The organism is Geodermatophilus sp. SYSU D00708, from assembly GCF_054050115.1.
Map to the genome: position 1 here is coordinate 177,325 of NZ_JBJGYS010000005.1, position 19,941 is coordinate 197,265.

18 protein-coding genes are annotated in these 19,941 nt (G+C 74.6%); 8 read left to right on the forward strand and 10 right to left on the reverse strand.

Annotated features, from left to right (window positions below):
- Nucleotides 1-31 precede the first annotated feature (31 nt).
- Complete coding sequence (locus ACI79D_RS06905) at nt 32-1,270, forward strand: PucR family transcriptional regulator (protein WP_456917588.1); 1,239 nt, start codon at nt 32-34, stop codon at nt 1,268-1,270.
- 11 nt (nt 1,271-1,281) lie between these two features.
- Here the strand turns inward: ACI79D_RS06905 and ACI79D_RS06910 are convergent, their stop codons facing one another.
- From ACI79D_RS06910 to ACI79D_RS06925, 4 genes are read right to left on the reverse strand one after another with little or no spacing between them, the layout of a single operon-like run.
- Nucleotides 1,282-2,250 carry an NAD(P)-dependent oxidoreductase gene (locus ACI79D_RS06910; RefSeq protein WP_456917589.1) on the reverse strand — a complete coding sequence of 323 codons (969 nt, stop codon included), beginning with the start codon at nt 2,248-2,250 and terminating at the stop codon, nt 1,282-1,284.
- The gene (locus ACI79D_RS06915; RefSeq protein ID WP_456917590.1) at nt 2,154-2,933 is read right to left on the reverse strand and encodes an alpha/beta fold hydrolase; all 780 of its coding nucleotides are present in this window, start codon (nt 2,931-2,933) and stop codon (nt 2,154-2,156) included. Before ACI79D_RS06915 ends, ACI79D_RS06910 begins: the two co-directional genes overlap by 97 nt.
- Nucleotides 2,930-3,511: a carboxymuconolactone decarboxylase family protein gene (locus ACI79D_RS06920; RefSeq protein ID WP_456917591.1), complete on the reverse strand. Its 582-nt coding sequence runs from the start codon at nt 3,509-3,511 to the stop codon at nt 2,930-2,932. Before ACI79D_RS06920 ends, ACI79D_RS06915 begins: the two co-directional genes overlap by 4 nt.
- Complete coding sequence (locus ACI79D_RS06925; RefSeq protein ID WP_456917592.1) at nt 3,508-4,638, reverse strand: LLM class flavin-dependent oxidoreductase; 1,131 nt, start codon at nt 4,636-4,638, stop codon at nt 3,508-3,510. Before ACI79D_RS06925 ends, ACI79D_RS06920 begins: the two co-directional genes overlap by 4 nt.
- Nucleotides 4,639-4,898: 260 nt before the next feature.
- Here ACI79D_RS06925 and ACI79D_RS06930 point away from each other — a divergent pair, with 260 nt between their 5' ends.
- Nucleotides 4,899-6,047: a flavin reductase gene (locus ACI79D_RS06930; RefSeq protein WP_456917593.1), complete on the forward strand. Its 1,149-nt coding sequence runs from the start codon at nt 4,899-4,901 to the stop codon at nt 6,045-6,047.
- A 14-nt stretch (nt 6,048-6,061) separates the two neighbouring features.
- Here ACI79D_RS06930 and ACI79D_RS06935 read toward each other — a convergent pair whose 3' ends face one another.
- On the reverse strand, nt 6,062-7,099 hold the full coding sequence (locus ACI79D_RS06935) for an asparaginase (protein ID WP_456917594.1): 1,038 nt from the start codon (nt 7,097-7,099) through the stop codon (nt 6,062-6,064).
- An 80-nt stretch (nt 7,100-7,179) separates the two neighbouring features.
- Here ACI79D_RS06935 and ACI79D_RS06940 point away from each other — a divergent pair, with 80 nt between their 5' ends.
- From ACI79D_RS06940 to ACI79D_RS06955, 4 genes are all read left to right on the forward strand, one after another.
- Nucleotides 7,180-8,547, forward strand: coding sequence for a dihydroorotase (locus tag ACI79D_RS06940; RefSeq protein WP_456917595.1), 1,368 nt, complete (start codon nt 7,180-7,182; stop codon nt 8,545-8,547).
- A 93-nt stretch (nt 8,548-8,640) separates the two neighbouring features.
- On the forward strand, nt 8,641-10,179 hold the full coding sequence (locus tag ACI79D_RS06945) for an aldehyde dehydrogenase (RefSeq protein ID WP_456917596.1): 1,539 nt from the start codon (nt 8,641-8,643) through the stop codon (nt 10,177-10,179).
- Nucleotides 10,179-10,889 (forward strand): enoyl-CoA hydratase/isomerase family protein, encoded by a 711-nt coding sequence (locus tag ACI79D_RS06950; RefSeq protein WP_456917597.1) that lies wholly within the window; start codon nt 10,179-10,181, stop codon nt 10,887-10,889. The genes ACI79D_RS06945 and ACI79D_RS06950 overlap by 1 nt, the downstream gene beginning before the upstream one ends.
- A gap of 61 nt (nt 10,890-10,950) precedes the next feature.
- Nucleotides 10,951-11,613 (forward strand): GntR family transcriptional regulator, encoded by a 663-nt coding sequence (locus ACI79D_RS06955; RefSeq protein ID WP_456917598.1) that lies wholly within the window; start codon nt 10,951-10,953, stop codon nt 11,611-11,613.
- A 6-nt stretch (nt 11,614-11,619) separates the two neighbouring features.
- Here ACI79D_RS06955 and ACI79D_RS06960 read toward each other — a convergent pair whose 3' ends face one another.
- From ACI79D_RS06960 to serA, 5 genes are all read right to left on the reverse strand, one after another.
- The gene (locus ACI79D_RS06960) at nt 11,620-14,085 is read right to left on the reverse strand and encodes a xanthine dehydrogenase family protein molybdopterin-binding subunit (RefSeq protein ID WP_456917599.1); all 2,466 of its coding nucleotides are present in this window, start codon (nt 14,083-14,085) and stop codon (nt 11,620-11,622) included.
- Entirely contained in the window at nt 14,082-14,600 is a 519-nt protein-coding gene (locus tag ACI79D_RS06965) for a (2Fe-2S)-binding protein (RefSeq protein WP_456917600.1), read from the reverse strand. Before ACI79D_RS06965 ends, ACI79D_RS06960 begins: the two co-directional genes overlap by 4 nt.
- A gap of 8 nt (nt 14,601-14,608) precedes the next feature.
- Complete coding sequence (locus ACI79D_RS06970) at nt 14,609-15,478, reverse strand: FAD binding domain-containing protein (protein WP_456917601.1); 870 nt, start codon at nt 15,476-15,478, stop codon at nt 14,609-14,611.
- A gap of 213 nt (nt 15,479-15,691) precedes the next feature.
- Nucleotides 15,692-16,714 carry a 3-isopropylmalate dehydrogenase gene (locus tag ACI79D_RS06975; protein ID WP_456917602.1) on the reverse strand — a complete coding sequence of 341 codons (1,023 nt, stop codon included), beginning with the start codon at nt 16,712-16,714 and terminating at the stop codon, nt 15,692-15,694.
- 16 nt (nt 16,715-16,730) lie between these two features.
- The gene (gene serA / locus ACI79D_RS06980) at nt 16,731-18,332 is read right to left on the reverse strand and encodes a phosphoglycerate dehydrogenase (protein WP_456917603.1); all 1,602 of its coding nucleotides are present in this window, start codon (nt 18,330-18,332) and stop codon (nt 16,731-16,733) included.
- 184 nt (nt 18,333-18,516) lie between these two features.
- Between serA and ACI79D_RS06985 the strand changes: the two genes are divergently transcribed.
- Both ACI79D_RS06985 and ACI79D_RS06990 read left to right on the forward strand, forming a co-directional pair.
- Nucleotides 18,517-19,314, forward strand: a complete 798-nt coding sequence (locus ACI79D_RS06985; RefSeq protein ID WP_456917604.1) for a hypothetical protein — start codon at nt 18,517-18,519, stop codon at nt 19,312-19,314.
- An 88-nt stretch (nt 19,315-19,402) separates the two neighbouring features.
- Nucleotides 19,403-19,810 (forward strand): hypothetical protein, encoded by a 408-nt coding sequence (locus ACI79D_RS06990; RefSeq protein ID WP_456917605.1) that lies wholly within the window; start codon nt 19,403-19,405, stop codon nt 19,808-19,810.
- The last annotated feature ends 131 nt before the right edge of the window (nt 19,811-19,941 follow it).

A 19,941-nucleotide genomic window follows, 5' to 3' on the forward strand; every position in this document is an offset into this window, starting at 1 on the left:
CGCGGCGGCCGTCGGCGGAGGGAGGGACCCGGTGCTCGACGCGGCCGACCCCGCGCTCACCGGTCGCGAGCCGCTGCCCGCCTGGGTGCGCGAGCTGGCCGCCGACGTCGACCTGGCCGCGCTGTGCGAGCGCGTGGTGGCCCGCGACGTCGCGGTGGCCTTCCCCGACCTCGCCGACGACGCCGGCTTCGCCGAGCACCTGCGGGCCAGCGTCCAGGAGAACCTGCGGCTGCTCCAGCAGGTCCTCTGCGGGCGGCTGCCGCTGGAGGCGGTCCGCCTGGAGCAGCCGCTGGTGTTCGCCCGCGTGCAGGCCGAGCTGCGGATCCCGCAGACCGCGCTGCAGCGCTCCTACCGCGTGGGGTTCGCCGAGATGTGGCAGGCCTGGGCCGACCGGCTGCAGGAGGTGGCCGAGGCCGCCGACGTCCCCCGCGCGGAGGCCGTGCACGCCCTGGTCCGGCTGACCACCGCGATCTTCGACTACCAGGACCACGTCGCCTCCTTGGTCGCGGACAACCACGCGCGGGTGGACGAGGCGCTCAGCCGCACCCGCGCGCACGTCCGGCAGGGGCTGGTGCGCGAGATCCTGCGCGGGGACCGCACGTCGCTGGCCCCCTCGGACCTCATCACCCTCGACCACGACCTCGGCGGGGAGCACGTCGTCGTCCTGCTGCCCTCGGTCGCCGAGGGCGCGGCCGGCAGCCTGATGACCGGGGTGCGCGCCCGCACCGGCGTCCGGTCGACCCTGGTGCACCCCGTCGACCTGAGCCGGACGGCGGTCTGGCTGACCGTCCCCGGCTGGACGCCGGACGGGCGCCGGCGCCTGCTCGCCGCGCTGGCCGACGCCGGGGTGGAGGCCTCCGTCTCCGAGCCGCTGGCCGGCCTGGCGGGCTTCCGCGAGGCCTACGCGCAGGCCCAGGACGTCGAGCGGGTGCGCGCCGCGTGGGGCCGCGCCGCCGCCCCGCGGGTGCTCGAGCACGCCGCGGTGGCCCTGGAGATCCTGCTCATGCGCGACCCCGAGCGGGCCCGCCGCTTCGTGCGCACCGAGCTCGGCCCGCTGGCCGAGGACACCGCCGAGGCCGCCCGGCTGCGCGAGACGCTGGAGGCCTCCTCCCGGCTCGGCAGCCACGTGGCCACCGCCGAGCACCTCCAGCTGCACGAGCACACCGTCCGCAACCGGCTGCACCGGGCCGAGGAGCACCTCGGTCACCCGCTGTCGGAGCGGCGCACCGAGCTGCAGGTCGCCCTGCGCCTGCAGCGGCTGCTCGCGTAGCAGTACCGCGCTCACTGGCCGGCCAGCCGCTGGAGGACGCCGAACACGCAGGCGGTGTCCTCGGTGAGCCGGTCCTGCGCGACCGCGGCCTCGTAGAGCACCCGGGTGGCCGCGAACAGCGGCGTCGGGCTGGCCACCCCCTGCGCGAACTCGGCGATGAGCCCGTTGTCCTTCTGCATGGTCGCGACGGTGGCCGTGGCCGGCTGGTACCGCCCGGCGGCCATGAGCGGGCCGCGCACCTGCAGCATCCGCGAGCCGCCGGCGCCGTCCCCCACGGCGGAGAGCACCTGCTCCAGGTCCAGCCCGGCCCGCTGCGCGAGCAGCAGCGCCTCCGCGGCGGCGGCGTTGTGCACCGCCACCAGCAGGTTGGCCACCAGCTTCATGGCGGTGCCCTGGCCGAACGCGCCCAGGTCGTACTGGGCGCGGGTGAAGGTCTCGAGCACCGGCCGCGCCCGCGCCTTGGCCTGCTCGTCCCCGCTGAGGTAGGCGATCAGGTCGCCGTCGCGGGCCTGCTGGCCGGTGCCGCTCATGGGGCAGTCCAGCAGGGTGGCGCCGAACGCCCGCGCGCGCTCGGCCCCCTCCCGCTTGGTCTCCGGGGACAGCGTGCTGGTCTCCACCAGCACCAGCCCCTCGTGCACGCCGCCGGACAGCGCGTCCAGCACGCTGCGGAGGGCGGCGGCGCTGGGCAGCGAGGTCACCACGACCCCGGCGCCGCGGGCCACCTCGGCGGGGTCGGCGCAGACCGTCCCCCCGCGCTCCTCGTGCTCGGCACGGCGGGCGGGGTCGGGGTCGAAGCCGAGGACGGGGTACCCGGCGGCGAGCAGGTGCCCGCTCATCGCCGAGCCCATGACGCCCAGGCCCAGGAACCCGACCGGCTCGCGGCTCACCGGGCCGCTCCGTCGCCGAGGAAGCCGGTGAGGGCGTCGACGAACGCGTCGCGCTGCTCCAGCACGCCGGCGTGCCGGGCCGGGGACAGCCACACCAGCCGGGCGTCGGGCAGCGTGGCGGCCAGCTCGCGGGCCGCCGCGGTGAACGGCGGGGCGTCGTCCTCCCCGCAGACCAGCAGCGTGGGCGCGGTGATCCGCCCGACGAGGCCGGTCAGGTCCACCTCCTCCAGGGCGGCGCAGGCGGCCGCGTAGCCCCGCGGGTCGGCGTCGGCGACGGTGCGCCGGACCCGTTCGACGACCGGCCCACCGGCGGCCAGCGTGTCCGCGGTGAACCACAGCGACAGCGTCGGGTCGACGAACGACGCCATGCCCTGCTCGGGTGCGGCCGCCGCCCGGTCCCGCCACTGCTGCTTGAGCGGCGGCGGGTAGACCACGACGGCGTCGACCACGACCAGCCGGCGGACCAGCTCCGGGTGACAGGCGGCCAGCCGCTGCGCGACCAGCCCGCCGAGGGAGACGCCCACGACGTCGGCCGGGGCGGCGCCGGCCTCGGTCAGCAGCGCCGCGGCCTGCTCGGTGAGGTCCTCGATCGTGTACGGCTGCTCGGGCACCGGCGTCGCCCCGTGGCCGGGGAAGTCGTAGGTGAGCACCTCGTGGCCGGACAGGGCCGGGACGACGTCGTCCCAGAAGCCGGCGTCGACGCCCAGCGGGTGCAGCAGCAGGACCGGCGGGCCCTCCCCGCTCCGGTGCAGGGCCGGGGTCGGCAGCGGGCTCACCGTCGCACCTCCTCGGCGCGCAGGTCGGGCAGGATCGAGCCGCCGGGCACCGGGGTGCGGGCCACGTTCATGACCATCGCCAGCGTCGTGTAGTAGCCGGCCGTGCCGACGACCTCGACCGCGCCGGCGTCCCCGAGATGCTCCAGCGCCCGGGCCCAGGTGTCGTCGCCGACCCGCTTGGTCCGGTGCAGCTCGTCGAGCAGGTCCCAGACCGCCTCCGCGGCCGGGTCCATGCCCTCGGGCCGCCGTCCCTCGCCGATGGCGTCGGCGACCGCCGGGTCCAGGCCCGCCTCGAGGGCGAGCGGGTGGTGGTAGCTCCACTCGAAGTCCTGGTCCCACCAGCGGGAGACGAACAGGATGGTCATCTCGAACAGCCGGCGGTCCAGCGGGCTGGACCAGCGCAGGTGCTCGCCGACCTTCTGCAGCCGGGTCATCAGCTCGGGGCTGCGCAGCAGCGGCGCGAACGGGCCGATGACCGCGCCGCGCGGGCCCGAGCTGATCTCGGCGACCGCCGCCCGCTGGGCGTCGGTCAGCTGCTCCTCCGGGGGCAGCGGCAGCCGGTCCTCCCCCACCGTCACCGCCCCCCGTCGGCCGGGACGGGGCCGTCGTCGGCGCCCAGCGCCTCGTTGACCCGCGGCATGACCTTGGTGGCCATGAGCTCCATCGACCGCCGGGCCAGCTCGGGGTCGACCCAGTCCAGGCCGGCGTAGACCAGCTCGCCGAACTCCCCGGTCTGCTCGCGCAGCGCCAGGATCTGGTCGGCGACCGAGTCGGGGGTGCCGCAGATGACCAGGTCGCGCAGGACGCCCTCGAGGGTGACCTCCTCGTCGGGCTGGTCGCGGGAGGTCTTGAACAGCGCCAGGCGGCCCAGCGACCGCATCTTGCCGAGCATCTTCCCGTAGTAGTAGCGGTACGGGCTGCTCGCGTCGGCCCGCCCGTAGGCCTCGGCGACGTCGGCGTCGTCGGCGACGAAGACCGTGCGCGCGACCCGCCAGTCCGCCGGGGACGCGGTGGCGCCGACCGACTCCTTGCCCTGCACGTAGTTGGGCCAGTGCGTGGCCACCCACTGCGGCAGCAGGAAGTTGGCCGACAGCGGGTGGAAGTCCTTGGCGCCCATGGCGACGACGCCCTTGGAGAACGGCGCGACGACGGTGCCGACGACCTCGGGGCGGGGCTGCTGCAGGGGCTTGCCGACGATCCCGACCCCGACGTCGCCGTCGAAGGTGTTGGCGGTGCTGACCGTGAACCGGTTGTCGGGGAAGTCGATGTCGTACGGCGGCTCGCGCTCCCACAGCGCCGTGATGACGTCGATGGCCTCGGCGAAGATCTGGTTGCGGTCCTCCTTGAGGATGCCGAGCAGCTCCGCGTCCGAGGGCAGCGCGCCCGGGCTGACGCCGAGGATGAACCGGCCGCCGGCGAGGTGGTCGAACATGGCGCTGTTCACGGCCACCAGCGCGGGGTGCATGTGCGAGAGGTTCGTCGTCCCGGTGCCGAGCCGGATGCGCTGGGTCTCCGGGATGAGGGTGGCGAGGAAGACCAGGCTGTTGGTGATGTTCTCGTGCCGGTCGGTGAGGTGCTCGCCGATGAACGCGTCGTGGAAGCCGAGGCGGTCGGCCAGGATGACCGCCTCGCGGTCCTCCTGCAGCGTCTCGGCCCAGGTGCGCCCCTGCGGGTGCATCGGCATGGCGAAGTAGCCCAGTCTCACGACGTCTCCTCGGGGCTCGGCCGGTGGACGCCGCCAGTCAAGGCCCCGGACCGGTCCCCGGGCAGTGTCGGGACCGGACAAGTTGACCGCCGGCGGATGACGGCGGACGTGAGTCGGGACGCCGTGGTGACGGGCTCCGCCATCGCGGCGGCACCCGCATGACGCGCTCCGCCATCCCCCCGGGCCCGCGCCGCCGTTCTACTCGACGGACAGGTCCGCGCCCGACCGGGGTGCGGCACGGCCTCCCGAGGAGGTCCCGCGTGACGACCCCCGAGCCGGCAGCTCCCCCGGCGTTCGACGCCCAGCGGTTCCGGCACGTCGTCGGCCACCTCGCCAGCGGGGTGACACTGGTGACGACCCGCACCGCCGAGGGTGCGTTCGGCATGACGGCGAGCTCGGTGACCTCCCTGTCGCTGGACCCGCCGATGATGCTGGCCTGCCTGAACAGCTCCTCGGCCACCTGCGCCGCGGTGGCCGAGGCCGGCGCCTACGGCGTCAACGTGCTCGGCCAGGGCCAGGGCCACCTGGCGCAGCAGTTCGCGACACCGTCGGTGGACAAGTTCGCCGGGGTGCAGGTGGCCGAGGGCGTCACGGGCGTGCCGCTGCTGACCGAGGCGCTGGCACGGATCGAGTGCGAGGTGGTCGAGCAGGTCGACGCCGCCACCCACACGATCTTCCTCGGCCGGGTCCGCCAGGCCGAGGCCGACGAGGGCGCCCCGCTGACCTACTTCCGCGGCGGGTTCGGGCGCTTCGAGTTCGCCCGCGACGACGCCGTCTACCTGCGGGCCCGCCAGCAGGTGCTGGAGCGTCGGTACGCCGCCGACACCGTGCTGCTGCTCGACGACCTCGCCTACTCGCTGGACGTGGACAAGTCGGCGGCGTTCTACGCGCTCTCCCGGTTGGCCGCCGAGGGCCTGGTGCGCCGCGACCCGGAGCGCGGCTACGTCGTCGTCCCGTTCACGGCGCGGACGTCGGACGAGACCTTCGACGCCCGCTGCGCCATCGAGCTCGGCGTCATCGACATGGTGTGCGGCCGGGTGCCCGAGGCGGAGCTGGCCGGGCTGCGGGCCCGGTTCGAGGCCATGGCCGCGCTCCTGGTGGGTGAGCGCTTCGTCGACTTCGACGGCTACCTCGACGCCAACTACGCCTTCCACGAGACGCTGGTCGCCCTGGCCCACAGCACCGCGCTGACCGCGGCCTTCAGCGAGCTGCACATCCGGTCGGTGATGACCCGCAGCTTCGGGGCGACGCCGGTGACCTCGCAGAGCTTCATCGAGGCGCAGCGCGGGATCACCGAGGGCCTGGAGCGCGGCGACGCGGAGACGGCCCGGGCGGCGGTCTACCGCTACACCGAGCTGGCCAAGCAGCGCGTGCGGGACATCCTCGAGCAGACCGGCGGCCGGCTCTGAGCCGCCGCCCCTGCCTAGGCGGGCCCGGCCTGGGCGGGCCCGCCCGGCGCCGCGCCCCGGGCGCTCACGGTCGCCCGGACGGTCGCCGCGTCGGCACCGGCGGCCAGGAGGGTCCACAGCAGCAGCCGCGCCTTGCGTGGGTCGAGCCACCCCGCGGGCAGGACGCCGCGGCCGAGCAGGTCCTCCTCGCTGCCGACGAAGCCGTAGGTGGCCGACAGCACCGGGCCCCCGCCGGTGCGGGTCGCCAGCACGAGGGGGCAGCGGCCCGCCACCGCACCCACCACCTCGGCCGCGGTCGCCGACACGTGCCCGGCGCCGAACCCGGCGACCACGACCCCGTCCCAGCCCGCCTCGGCGACCAGCGCCAGCAGCTCGCCGCGGTCCCCGAGGGAGGTCTCCAGCAGCGCCACACGCGGGTCGCGGCCCTCCTGCGGCCGGGGCAGCGCCGGCCAGCGCGCCGCCGGCCCGGCGAAGGTCACCGTCTGCTCGTGCACCCGGCCGAGCGCGCCGAAGACCCCGGAGGTGAAGGCCTGCAGCGCGGTGCTGTCGGTCTTGCGCACCCGCGCCGCGGCGTGCACCTCGTCGGCGAACACCACCAGCGCGCCGCGGTCGCGCGCCCCGGGGTCTGCCGCGACCCGGACGGCGGCGAGCAGGTTGGCCGGGCCGTCGGCGCCGGCCGACGACGGGTTGCGCATCGCGCCGGTGACGACGACCGGCTCGGGGCGGTCCCAGAGCAGGTCCAGCAGGTAGACCGTCTCCTCGATCGTGTCGGTGCCCTGGACCAGGACGACGCCGGCCGCGCCCGCTGCCACCTGCTGCCCGGCCCAGTCCGCGGCGGCGACCACGTCGGCCGGGCTGAGCCAGGCGCTCGGCACGGTCTGCAGCGTGGTGGCGGCGAGGTCGGCCACCTCGGCCAGCGCGGGGACGCCGGCGAGCAGGTCGGCCGCGGTCAGCGCCGGCTGCACCCCGCCGCCCGCCGCGGGTGCGGTCATCGTGATCGTGCCGCCGAGCGACCCCACGGCCACCCGCGGCCGCTGCGCCGAGCTCCCCATGCCCCTGCCCTCCCCTGCCCGGCCCCGGTCGGCGCCCGGCCGGCCCACCGTAGGGCCCACCCCGATCGAGAGGACCGCTGATGCCCGACCTGGACCTGCTCGTCGCGGGCGGCACCGTCGTCACGCCGTCCGGCCGTCGCCGTGCGCACGTCGGCGTGCGGGACGGCGTCGTCGTGCACGTCGGGCCGCCGGGCGCCGCGGACGCGCCGAGCGCCGCGCGCACGGTGGACGCCGCCGGCCTGGTCGTCCTGCCCGGCGGGATCGACACCCACGTGCACCTGATGGACCCCGGCAGCCCCGAGCGCGAGGACTTCCCGACCGGCACTGCGGCCGCCGCCGCGGCGGGGGTCACCACGATCGTCGAGCACACCCACGGGGCGCCGGTCCGCACCGTCGACGACCTCCGCGACAAGACGGCGTACCTGCGCGAGCGGTCCGAGGTCGACTTCGGGCTGGCCGCGCACGCCTGGCCGGGGGCGGCCGGGGAGGTCGGCGCGCTGTGGGCGGCGGGCGTGGCGTTCTTCAAGGTCTTCACCTGCACCACCCACGGCGTGCCCGGCCACGACCCGGCCCGGCTCAAGGAGCACCTGGAGGCGACCGCCCGGGCGGGGGCGGTCAGCCTGCTGCACTGCGAGGACGAGTCGCTGACCGGCGCGGCGGAGGCGCTGCTGCGGGCCGAGGGCCGCACCGACGGCGGGTTGGTGCCCGAGTGGCGCAACCGGGACGCCGAGCTCGTGGCCGCCGCCGTCGCGGCGCTGCTCGTGCGCCGCACCGGGGCCCGGGCGACGGTCGCGCACGTCAGCAACCCCGAGGTCGCCGCGTACCTGTCGGCCGAGCGGGCCCGCGGGGCGGGGCTGGCCGCGGAGGGCTGCCCGCAGTACTTCCTGCTCCGCGAGGACGAGGTGCTCGACGCCGGCGCGCTGCGCAAGTTCACCCCGCCGGCCCGGGCCCGCACCGACGCCGACGAGGCCGAGATGTGGCGGCTGCTGCGCTCCGGGGTGCTCACCCACATGTCCAGCGACCACGCACCGTCCACGCTCGAGCAGAAGCGCGCCGGCGACATCTGGAACGTCCACTTCGGCCTGCCCGGCCTGGACAGCACCATGCAGCTGCTCCTGGACGCGGTCGCCCGCGGCCACCTGGCCTACGAGGACGTCGCCCGCGTCTACGCCGAGCAGCCCGCCCGGACCTACGGCCTGTGGCCCCGGAAGGGCCGGATCGCCCCCGGCGCCGACGCCGACCTCGTGCTGGTCGACCCCGGTGGTCGGCGGACGCTGCGCGACGCCGACGTCCTGTCCAAGGCCGGGTGGACGCCCTACGACGGCCGGGCGGTGCAGGGGCGGGTCGTGCAGACCTGGCTGCGCGGGGAGCTGGTCGCCGAGGAGGGCCGCCCCGCCCGGGGCCGCTGCGGTCGCTTCCTCCCCGGCCCGGGTGCGTCCACGGCCTGAGCCTTGCCAGGGCCGCGGAACCGCCCTAGGGTCGCCCGCAGCCCGTATACAGCCGTGCACCTCCGGCATACGCCCCCTCCCGGGAGGACACCCGTGACCCTGTCGAGCCCCGTCCCCGACGTCGTGGACCTGCCGGTCGCCTCGCTGCCGACCGGCCTGCGCATCGGCGGGGAGCTCTCCCCCGGCGGCGCCGAGCCGATCGAGGTGGTCAACCCCGCCACCGGCGAGGCCTTCGCCACCGTCGCCGCGGCCGACGCCGCCGACGTCGACCGCGCCGTGCGGGTGGCCGACGAGACGTTCCGCTCCGGGGTGTGGAGCCAGATGCCGATCCACGACCGGGCCGTGCTGCTGCACCGCTTCGCCGACGGCATCGAGGCCCGGATGGAGGACCTCTACAAGCTGGAGACGATGAACAACGGCCGGCCGATCACCGAGACGAAGGCGCAGATCACCCGCCTGTCGGAGTGGTACCGGTACAACGCCGCGCTGCTGCTGGCCGACCGGGACGCGGTGGTCCCGCTGCGCGGCGACTACCACGCCTACACCAGCCGCTTCCCGCTGGGCGTGGTCGGTATCCTGGCGCCGTTCAACCACCCGATGATGATCGCGTCGAAGAGCCTCGCGCCCGCGCTGGCGACCGGGAACAGCGTCGTCCTCAAGCCCTCGGAGCAGACCCCGCTCACCGCGATGCTCCTGGCCGACATCGCGGAGGCCGCGGGCATCCCCCCGGGTGTGCTCAACGTCATCAACGGCCTCGGGCACACCGCCGGGGCGGCCCTGACCGAGCACCCGCTGGTGAAGAAGGTGGTGTTCACCGGCGGGACCGAGGTGGGTCGCGCGATCTCGCTGGCCACCGCGGGACGGTTCGCCAAGGCGACCCTCGAGCTCGGCGGCAAGTCCCCCGTGCTGGTCTTCGACGACACCCCGGTCGACACCGCCGCCCGCGGCGCGGCCTTCGCCGGGTTCATCGGCGCCGGCCAGACCTGCATCGCCGGCAGCCGGCTCCTCGTCCAGCGCGGCATCTACGACGACGTCGTCGAGGGCCTCGCCACCCAGGCGCGGCAGATCCGCATCGGCGACCCGACGCTGCCGGAGACGCAGCTCGGCCCGGTGATCTCCGAGCGGGCCCGGACCCGCATCCTGCGGCACGTCGAGAGCGGGATCGCCGAGGGCGCCCGGCTGGTCACCGGTGGCCGGCCCGCCGACGTGCCGGACCTGCCCGGGGGCTTCTTCGTCGAGCCGACCGTGCTGGCCGACGTCCGCAACGACATGCGGATCGCCCAGGAGGAGGTCTTCGGGCCGGTCGTGGTCGTCATCCCCTTCGACGACGAAGACGAGGCGATCCGGCTGGCCAACGACTCCCCCTTCGCGCTGGGCTCGGCGATCTGGACCCGCGACGTCGCCCGCGCCCACCGCGTCGCGCAGCAGCTGGAGATGGGCATGGTCTGGGTCAACGACCACCACCGCCTCGACCCCTCCTCGCCGTGGGGCGGCCTGAAGGAGAGCGGCACCGGTCGCGAGGGCGGCTGGGAGTCCTTCCACGACTTCACCCACGTCCGCGCGATCACCGTCCGGACCGCGCCCGACGACGTCGACTGGTACGGCGGCCGCGCGACGGGACGGCTGAACTGATGGCCGGGCTGACGGTCTCGCCGGTCACCGACGGCGTCGTCGTCGCGGAGCTGGACCGGCCCGACGGCCTCTGGGCGCTGGCCGACCTGCGCGAGCTGACCGCGCTGCTGACGGACCCGCCCGAGGGCGCGCACGTGCTGCGCATCCGCTCGGCGGCCGAGGCGTTCTGCCTGGGACGTGAGCGCGGCGGCACCAACGCCGCGCCGGGGGTGGTCCGGGGCGAGGCGGAGACGCTGGCCGCCACCACGCGGGCGTTCCGCCGGACCCGGCTGGTCACCGTCGCCGAGGTGCACGGCGACGCCGCCGGCTTCGGCGTCGGGGTGGTCGCGGCCTGCGACGTGTCGGTCGCCGTGGCCGACGCCCGCTTCTCCTTCCCGGAGGTCGGCATCGGCCTGGCCCCCGCGCTGGTGCTGGCCTGGCTGCCGCGCAAGGTCGGCGAGCGGCAGGCGTTCTGGCTGACCGCGACCGGCGAGCAGGTGCCGGCCTCCCGCGCCCTGGAGCTCGGCCTGCTCAACGCCGTCGTCGCCTCCCCCGAGGAGCTGCGCAAGGACGTCGACGACCGGGTGGCCGCGCTGCGCACGCGCAGCCCGCGCGTGCACGCCGAGATCAAGGACATGCTGCGGGCCTTCGGCGCGGTCGGCGACGACGCGGCCCTCGACATGAGCGTCGACCGGCTGGTGGTCGGCTCACTCCGCCGGGGCGAGAGCTGAGGCGGACGGCGGTGCCACGATGGACCGACCGGGAGCCGGACCAAGCCGAGGGAGGTCGCCGATGAGCGAGGAGTCAGCGGGCAGCCGTGTCGCGCGAGGGCTGCGCGACCGGCTGCGCACCGGCGCGATCCCCCCGGGGACGGTGCTGTCCCAGTCCGACATCGCCGCCGAGTACGGGGTCAGCCGCATCCCCGTCCGCGACGCGCTGCACGTGCTGTCCACCGAGGGCCTGGTCGACCTCGCGGTCACCGGGGCGGTCGTCACCGGGCTGTCCATCCCGGAGCTGCAGGAGCTCTACGAGCTGCGGGAGGCCGTCGAGCCGGTGGTCACCGCAATCGCGGTGCCCAACGTCGGCCGTGCCGAGGTGGCCCGGATGGCGGCGCTGGCCGAGCGGATGGAGTCCGGCGAGATGACCCCGGGCGAGTGGCTGGAGGCCAACGCGCGCTTCCACGCGCTGGTCTACGAGCGGGCCGACCGCCCGCGGATGGTGGCCCTCACCGAGCAGCTGCGCCGGCTGACCGACCGCTACGTGTACCTGCACCTCGACGTCATCGGCGACGTCGAGCACCTGCACGAGGAACACCGGCAGATCCTGGCCGCGGTGCGCCGCGGGGACCCGCGGGAGGTCGCCGAGCTGACCCGCGTGCACCTGGCGACGTCGCACGACTTCATCCTGCGGTACCTGCTGCGGACGGCGGCCGTCGAGGAGGAGGCCGCCGGCTGACCGCGGTCAGCGGGGGCGGGGCACCGCCCCCGCTGCCGCCGCCCGGATCGCCGCGCGCAGCCGGTCGGGCGTCATCGGCAGCTCGGTCACCCGCACCCCGAGCGGTGCGAGGGCGTCGTTGACCGCCGCGTTGAGCGCGGCCGGCGCCATCATCCGGCCGCCCTCACCGCCGCCCTTGATGCCGTGCGGGGTGTACGGGGACGGCGTCTCGACGTGCCCGATCCGCAGCTCCGGCACCTCCATGGCGGTCGGGATCGAGTAGTCGAGGAAGCTGCTGGTGACCAGCTGCCCCTGCTCGTCGTAGATGAACTCCTCGTACAGCGCGGTGCCGATGCCCTGGGCGGTCCCGCCCACGATGTGGCCGGCCAGCGAGCGCGGGTTGACCAGCGTCCCGCAGTCGTGGACCGCCGCGTAGGCGAGGATCCGCACCTCCCCGGTGGCCGCGTCGACCTCCACCACGGGGACGTGGCAGGCGTTGCCCATGAACGGGTAGAAGACGCCGAGGTCGCTGCGGTCCTGCGCGGGCATCGTCGTGTAGGGGTGGTCGTAGACCTTCGACTCCTCCAGGCCCGACTCCAGGTCCTCGGGGAAGCTGTGCTTGAACATGTGCAGCATGGCCGCGACCTCGTCGAGGCCCTTGCGCTGGTCGGGCACGCCCTTGACCTGGAAGCCGCCGTCGGCCCACTCGAGGTCGTCGGGGTCGACCTCCATCAGGTGCGCCGCGGCCCGCCGCGCCTTGGCCTTGATCTTGGCCGAGGCGCCCTCGACGGCGCCGGCGAGCATCACCGTCGTCCGCGAGCCACCCGGGCCGGTCGCCGGCAGCCCGCCCGACAGGCCGTGGTAGATGATCGAGACGTCGTGCGGGTCGCAGTCGAACTCCTCGGCGACCAGTTGCGCGACCATCGTCTCCGGGCTGTTGCCCCAGAAGGCGCAGGAGTACAGCGTCGCGGTGATCGTGCCGGTCGCGTCCACGCCCAGGGTCACGCTCTCCGGGCTGCTGGTCACCGGGGCGTTGGGCTCGTCGAACCAGAACCAGAACTCGGTCGCGGAGAAGACGCTGCGCTCCTGCGCGGAGATCACCCCGATGCCGATGTACCGCCCCTGCTCACGGGCGCGGGCCTGCTCGGCCCGCCAGCGGTCGTACTCCCCCAGCCGCAGGGCCTCGTCGAGGACGGCGGCGTAGTTGCCGCTGTCGTAGACGTTGCCGCTGGGGATGAAGTACGGGAAGGACTCCGGCGGGATGAAGTTGCGCCGCCGGATCTCGACCGGGTCCATCCCGATCTCCCGGGCGGCCAGGTCGACCATCTGCTCGAGCATCCAGTTGTTGACCTCGGAGCCGAAGCCCCGGTAGGCGCCCTGCTGGTTCTTGTTGGTCATCGCCGCGCGCACGCGGTACTGCACGCTGCCGATGGTGTACGGGCCGGTGACCTGGGCCAGGGCGTTGCCGTGGTGGCCGACGCCGAACTGGATGTAGGCCCCGTAGTCGTCGACGGTGTCGATCTTGATGCTGCGCAGCGTCCCGTCGCGCATGAGCGCCAACTCGACGTCGTAGACCCGGTCGGAGCCGTGGTGGTCGCAGTTCGACATGTTGTCGACGCGGTCCTCCAGGTAGACGACCGGCCGGCCCAGGGCGCGCGAGCACATGCCGGCGATGACCGTCGGCTTGGTGACGAACAGCTTCGAGCCGAAGCTGCCACCGGCGGGCACCTGGTGGACGTCGAACTTGTTCATGGGGATCCCGAGCGCCCCGGCCGCCATGAACATGTAGCTGGTGAAGCTCAGCGAGTTGGTGTGCACCGTGAGCTTCCCGGTCGCCGGGTCGAAGTCGGCGATCGCGCCGACCGTCTCCAGCGGCTGCCCGCCCGAGCGGTGCCAGCGCAGCCGGTCGCGGACGACGACGTCGGCCTCGGCGAAGTCGCGGTCGACGTCCCCGAAGGTGAACTGCCGCTCGTAGGCGCAGTTGCCCTCGAGCGCCTCGTGCACCACCGCCGCACCCGGCTGCAGCGCCGCCTCGGGGTCGGTCACCGCGGGCAGCGGGTCGTACTCGACCTCGATCAGCTCGAGGGCGTCCTCGGCCAGGTAGCGGCTGTCGGCGACGACGACGGCCACGCCCTCCCCGACGTAGCGGACCTTGTCCACGGCCAGGCAGCGCCACGTGTGCTTGGTCGGGTCGGGGCCGAAGTCGGGCAGCGGGCCGGTCAGCTCGGCGGCCTGCGCGCCGGTGAGCACCAGGTGCACACCGGGGGCGGCCTCCGCGGCCGAGGTGTCGATCGAGACGATCCGGGCGTGCGCCATCGGGCTGCGCAGCACCGCAGCGTGCAGGGTGCCCGGCCGGACCAGGTCGGCGACGTAGCCGCCGCGGCCGCGCAGGAACTTGGGGTCCTCGACCTTGCGGATGCTCTTGCCGACCCACGTGCGGTCCGCCTTGTGGGTGCGGACCGGCGGTGGGGCGGGACGCTCGACGATGGTCATGCCTGGGCTCCCGTCGCGGGCTGGGGGGCGGTGGCGTCGGCCTGCCGCACGCGCGGCGCCGCGGCCATCACCGCCTCGACGATGAACTGGTAGCCGGTGCAGCGGCACAGGTTGCTGGCTATCCCCTCGCGCACCCCTTCGGGCGTCGGGTCGGGGTCCTCCTCCAGGATCTCCAGCGCCCGCATGAGCATGCCCGGGGTGCAGTAGCCGCACTGCAGGCCCTGCTTCTCCCAGAACGCCTCCTGCAGCGGGTGCAGCCCCGCTCCGTTGCTGAGCCCCTCCACCGTGCGGATCGTCCGCCCGTCGGCCTGGACCGCCAGGGTGGTGCAGGACCGGGTGCTGGCGCCGTCGACGAGCACGGTGCACGTGCCGCAGACGCCGTGCTCGCAGCCGATGTGCGTCCCGACCAGGCCGAGGTCGTCGCGCAGCACGTCGACGAGCAGCCGGCGAGGCTCGACCGCCAGGGTGTAGTCGCGTCCGTTGACGGTGAGGGTGATGTCCTGCAGCTGGGTCATCTCTCCGGCTACCTCCGGTCCCGTGCTCGGTCCAGTGCGCGCCTGATCCCCTCGCGCAGGCACGCCCGCGCGACGTCGATGCGGGTCGCGGCGCTGGCGTGCACGTCACCGGCCGGGTCCAGGCCGGACGTGCCCGCGTCGACCGCGGCCTCCACGGCGGCCTCGTCACCCGCCGTCCCCACGAGCGCGGCCTCCGCGGCGGTCAGCCGCACGGGGGTGGGCGCGACGCCGCTGGCCGCGAGGGCGGCGCGGGTGACCCGCCTGTCGGCGACGGCGACGAGGGCGGCCACGCCGACGACGGCGAAGTTCCCGTGCGTTCGGGCGAACTCCACGAACGCGTGCCCGCCGGGGGAGGTCGGGAAGCGGACCTCGGTGAGGATCTCGTCGGCGGCCAGCGCGGTGGTGAACGGGCCCTGGAAGAACTCGGCGGCGGGGATGCGCCGTTCGCCCTGCGGCCCCACGGCGGTCATCTCGGCGTCCAAGGCGAGCGCGACCGCCGGCAGCTCGGCGGCCGGGTCGGCGTGCGCGATGCTGCCGACGACGGTGCCGCTGTGCCGCACCGGCGGGTGCGCCACGTGCCCGAGGGCCTCGGCGAGCATGGGTACGGCGAGCGCGACCTCGGGACTGCGCTCGGCGGTGGCCTGCCGCACCATGGCGCCGACCACGAGGTCCTCACCGTCGAGGCGGAGCGTGTCCAGCCCCGCGACGCGGCGCAGGTCGACGAGGTGACCGGGGTGGGCCAGCCGGAAGTTCATCAGCGGCACCAGGCTCTGCCCCCCGGCGAGGACCCGCGGCTCCTCCTCGGCGTGCTCGACGAGCAGCGCCACGGCGTCGGAGACGGTCGTCGGGACCGAGTAGGTGAACGGCGGCGGTTTCAACGGCGGCCTCCTCGCGACGGGCTCGCGCAAGCGTGCCGCGATCCTGCCGGGGAACCCGGACCCGCACCATGTGCCCGGCCCCAGGAAGTGCGCCGTTCCTCGGTGACCGGGCACAGGCCCGGCCACCGAGGGTGGACCCTCTGCAGGGTCCCGCCGCCGGGCCCGTCCCGGGCACCGCCCTCAGCCGTCGAAGGGCGGGGAGGACGGGGTCCTTCAGCCGCCGGCGAGCGCCGCGAGCCGGTCGCCGACCTCGGCGGTGCGCAGGGTGCTCTGCCGGTCGCGCGTGGACAGGTCGAAGGCGACGGCCGCGTTGACCTTCTTCGCCTGGTCGCTGCGCCCCAGGTGCTCGAGCAGCAGGCCCACCGACAGCACGGTGGCGGTCGGGTCGGCGATGCCCTGGCCGGCGATGTCGGGCGCCGAGCCGTGCACCGGCTCGAACATGCTCGGGTGCGTGCCGGAGGTGTCGAGGTTGCCGCTGGCGGCCATCCCGATGCCGCCGGTCACCGCCGCGGCGACGTCGGTGACGATGTCGCCGAACAGGTTGTCGGTGACGATGACGTCGTAGCGGCCCGGGTCGGTGATGAAGAACATCGACGCCGCGTCGACGTGCTGGTAGGCGACGGTGACCTCGGGGAACTCCGCCGAGACCTCCTCCACCGTCCGCGACCAGAGACCGCCGGCGTGGGTGAGCACGTTGGTCTTGTGGATGAGGGTCAGGTGCCGGCGCGGCCGGGCGACGGCCCGCTCGAAGGCGTACCGGACGACCCGCTCGACACCGAAGGCGGTGTTGAGGCTGACCTCGGTGGCGATCTCCTGGGGCGTGTCCCGGCGGATCACGCCGCCGTTGCCCGCGTAGAGGCCCTCGGTGCCCTCCCGGACGCAGAGCATGTCGATCTCGCCCGGCTCGGCCAGCGGGCTGCGGACGCCCTCGTAGAGCCGCGCCGGTCGCAGGTTGACGTGGTGGTCGAGCTCGAAGCGCAGGCGCAGCAGCAGCCCCCGCTCGAGGATGCCGCTGGGCACGCCGGGGTCGCCGATGGCACCGAGCAGGATCGCGTCGTGCTGGCGGAGCTCGTCGAGCACGCTGTCGGGCAGCAGCTCCCCGGTCCGCTGCCACCGCGCAGCACCGAGGTCGTAGGGGGTGGTCTCCACGTCGGGGGCCACCTCGCGGAGGACCTTGAGGCCCTCGGCCACCACCTCCGGACCGATGCCGTCTCCAGGGATCACTGCCAGGCGCATGGGACCAGACCCTAGGTCAGCGGGGGGTGAGGTCCGCCGAGCGGGCCTCACGCGCGCCGATCCGGCCCGCGATGTCCCCGAGCAGCTCGGCGGGCACCGGGCTGTCGACGGTGACGGCCATGAGTGCCTCGCCGCCGCGGTTGGTGCGGCTGACCTGCGCGCCGGCGATGTTGATGCCGGCCTCGCCGAGCGCGGCGCCGATGGCGCCGACGACGCCCGGCCGGTCGGAGTAGACGAAGAACAGCAGGTAGCCCGACAGGTCCAGGTCCATGTCGAAGCCGCTGATCTCGACCAGCTTGGGCACCTGGTTCTTGCCGAAGAGCGTGCCCGAGACGGTGACCTCGGTGCCGTCGGCCATCGCGCCGCGGACGCTGATCAGGTTGCGGTAGTCGGGGCTCTCCACGTCGCTGGTCATCGCGACGTCCAGGCCGCGCTGCTCGGCGAACAGCGGGGCGTTGACGTAGGTGACCTGCTCCTCGACGACGTCGGAGAACACGCCCTTGAGCACGGCCAGCTGCACCACCGAGACGTCGAACTCGGCGATCTTGCCGCGCACCTCGACGTTCACCGACTGGGCCAGCCCGCCGGCGACGGCGGTGAAGACCCGGCCGAGCTTCTCGGCCAGAGGCAGGCCCGGCCGGACGTCCTCGGCGACGACGCCACCGGCCTGGACGTTCACCGCGTCCGGCACGAACTCGCCCTGCAGCGCCAGCCGCACCGAGTGCGCCACGGCCGTGCCGGCCTTGTCCTGCGCCTCCGTGGTCGAGGCGCCCAGGTGCGGGGTGACCACGGTGTTGGGCAGCTGGAACAGGGGGCTGTCGGTGCACGGCTCGGTGGCGTAGACGTCGATGCCCGCCGCGCCGACCTGGCCGGACTTCAGCGCGTCGGCGAGGGCCGCCTCGTCGACCAGCCCGCCCCGGGCGGCGTTGACGATGATGACCCCGCGCTTGGTGGTGGCCAGCTCCGCGGCGCCGATCAGGCCGAGGGTCTCCGGCGTCTTGGGCAGGTGGATGGTGATGAAGTCCGCCTCGCGGAGCAGCTCCTCCAGCGACACCATCCGGACGCCGAGCTGCGCGGCCCGGCCCGGCTGGATGTAGGGGTCGTAGGCGATCAGCGTGACCCCGAAGGCCGCCAGCCGCTGGGCGACCAGCTGGCCGATCCGGCCCAGGCCGACGACGCCGACGACCTTGTCGGTGACCTCGACGCCGGTGAACTTCGACCGCTTCCAGGTGCCCTCGCGCAGCGACGCGTCGGCGGCGGGGATGTGCCGGGCGGCGGCCAGCAGCAGCGCCACGGCGTGCTCGGCGGCGCTGACGATGTTGGAGGTCGGCGCGTTGACCACCATGACGCCACGCTCGGTGGCCGCCGTGACGTCGACGTTGTCCAGGCCGATGCCCGCCCGGGCGACCACCTTGAGGTTGGGTGCGGCGGCCAGCGCCTCGGCGTCGATCTGCGTGGCGCTGCGGATCATCACGGCGGAGGCCTCGGCCAGCGCGGGCAGCAGCGCGGCGCGGTCGGCGCCGTCGACGTGACGGATCTCCACCTCGCTCCCGAGCACCTGCAGCACGCTGGGGGCGAGTTCTTCGGCGATGAGGACGACGGGCGCAGGCGTGGTCACAGGGAGAGAGCCTAGGGAACCCGGTCCTCCTCTCCCCTCGACAGCCCCTTCCCGCACGCACCGTCACGTCACGGATGCGGCACGACACCTCCGCCGGAGGGGGGAGTGTGCTTGCTCCCGTCGCTCCCCGGCCGACATCCTGGCCGGGACGAGTCGGCGAGTGCCGGCGCCGACGGAGGAGACCATGAGCACCCACGACAACGAGCCCGGCTCGAACGCCGGTTCCCCGCAGTACGGCCAGCCCGGCCACGGGCAGGACGCCGGCTCGCAGGGGTACGGCCAGCAGGGCTACGGACAGCAGTACGGACAGTCGTCCTCCCCCTCCTACGGCCAGCAGTACGGGCAGCCCTCCCCCTCCTACGGCCAGGAGTACGGGCAGCCCTCGCCGTCCTACGGCCAGCAGTACGGGCAGTCGCCCTACGGCCAGGCCCAGCCCTACGGCCAGCAGGGGTACCCCGAGCAGTACGGCCAGCAGGGCAACTACGCCCAGCAGTACGGCCAGTACGGCCAGTCGGCGGTCCCCGCCAAGCCCGGTGGCGTCGTCACGGCGGCCGTCCTCGGGTTCGTCTTCGGTGCCATCGGCATCCTCATCAGCCTCGCCCTGATCTTCGCGGGCGCGTTCTTCGGCGGCGCCGCCGGCGACACCGAGATCCCCGGGCTCGGGGAGGTCGCGGGCGCCGTGGCCGGCATCGCGCTGGTCTTCGGCCTGCTGGCGCTGGTCTGGACCGTCGTCATGATCTGGGGCTCGGTGTGGGCCCTGACCGGGCGCAGCCGGGTGATGCTGCTGGTCGGCGGCTCCATCGCGCTGGCCTTCACCGCGATCAACGTCGTCGGCAGCCTCGCCGACACCGGGAACAGCGGCGCCGGCGGCGTCGTCATGAGCCTGCTGTTCTTCCTGGCCGCGCTGGCGATCGTGGTCCTGCTGGCGATGAAGCCCGCCGCGGCCTTCTTCGCCGCGCACCGGGCGCGCCGCGGGCGCTGACCCGCCGGACCGAGCCGCTCACCTGGGCCCCTGTCCGCGCCGCCGACGGCGCGGACAGGGGCTCCCGCTCTCTCAGGAGGACTCCCCCGTGACCGATCCCGACCGGACCCCGCCGGGCCGGCGCCCCCCTCAGGTGCTCGCCGCGGCCGGGATCGGCTTCGTCCTGGCCTTCTACGTCCTGATGTACGCCCTGCTGCTCCTGGGGGCCACCCGGGTCCTGGGCGCAGCCAGTGCGGCCTTCGGCACCGTGTACCTGGCCGTCGCCGTTGCCAACATCTGGGGCGGCGTCCTGGCGCTGAAGGGCAAGGGCAGCAGGGTCCTCGAGGTCGCCGGCCTGGTGATCGCCGGCATGGCCGCGCTCGGGCTCGTCGTGTCCCTGTTCGGCGGCGGCTTCAGCATCTGGTCGATCGTGCTGATCCTCGCCGGCGTGGGGGTCTTCGTCCTGCTCCGGCAGCCGGCCTCCCGCCAGTACTTCGCCGACCGCCGCGCCCAGTAGTCCGCACGAACGACAGGGGCCCCCGCTGCCGGCCGGGCGCGGGGGGCCCGTGGTGTCGTACTGGAGCGGGCCCCCGTGAGGGTCCCGCGCCGAGCCTGCGCGGGGGGGGGGGTAGGGTGGTCCTTGTTCAG

Bases quoted from the DNA above. Each gene is read 5' to 3' on its own strand.
- ACI79D_RS06955 (WP_456917598.1), top strand. From the start codon at position 10,951: ATGAGCGAGGAGTCAGCGGGCAGCCGTGTCGCGCGAGGGCTGCGCGAC.
- ACI79D_RS06940 (WP_456917595.1), top strand. From the start codon at position 7,180: ATGCCCGACCTGGACCTGCTCGTCGCGGGCGGCACCGTCGTCACGCCG.
- ACI79D_RS06950 (WP_456917597.1), top strand. From the start codon at position 10,179: ATGGCCGGGCTGACGGTCTCGCCGGTCACCGACGGCGTCGTCGTCGCG.
- ACI79D_RS06935 (WP_456917594.1), bottom strand. From the start codon at position 7,099: ATGGGGAGCTCGGCGCAGCGGCCGCGGGTGGCCGTGGGGTCGCTCGGC.
- ACI79D_RS06975 (WP_456917602.1), bottom strand. From the start codon at position 16,714: ATGCGCCTGGCAGTGATCCCTGGAGACGGCATCGGTCCGGAGGTGGTG.
- ACI79D_RS06965 (WP_456917600.1), bottom strand. From the start codon at position 14,600: ATGACCCAGCTGCAGGACATCACCCTCACCGTCAACGGACGCGACTAC.
- ACI79D_RS06960 (WP_456917599.1), bottom strand. From the start codon at position 14,085: ATGACCATCGTCGAGCGTCCCGCCCCACCGCCGGTCCGCACCCACAAG.
- ACI79D_RS06985 (WP_456917604.1), top strand. From the start codon at position 18,517: ATGAGCACCCACGACAACGAGCCCGGCTCGAACGCCGGTTCCCCGCAG.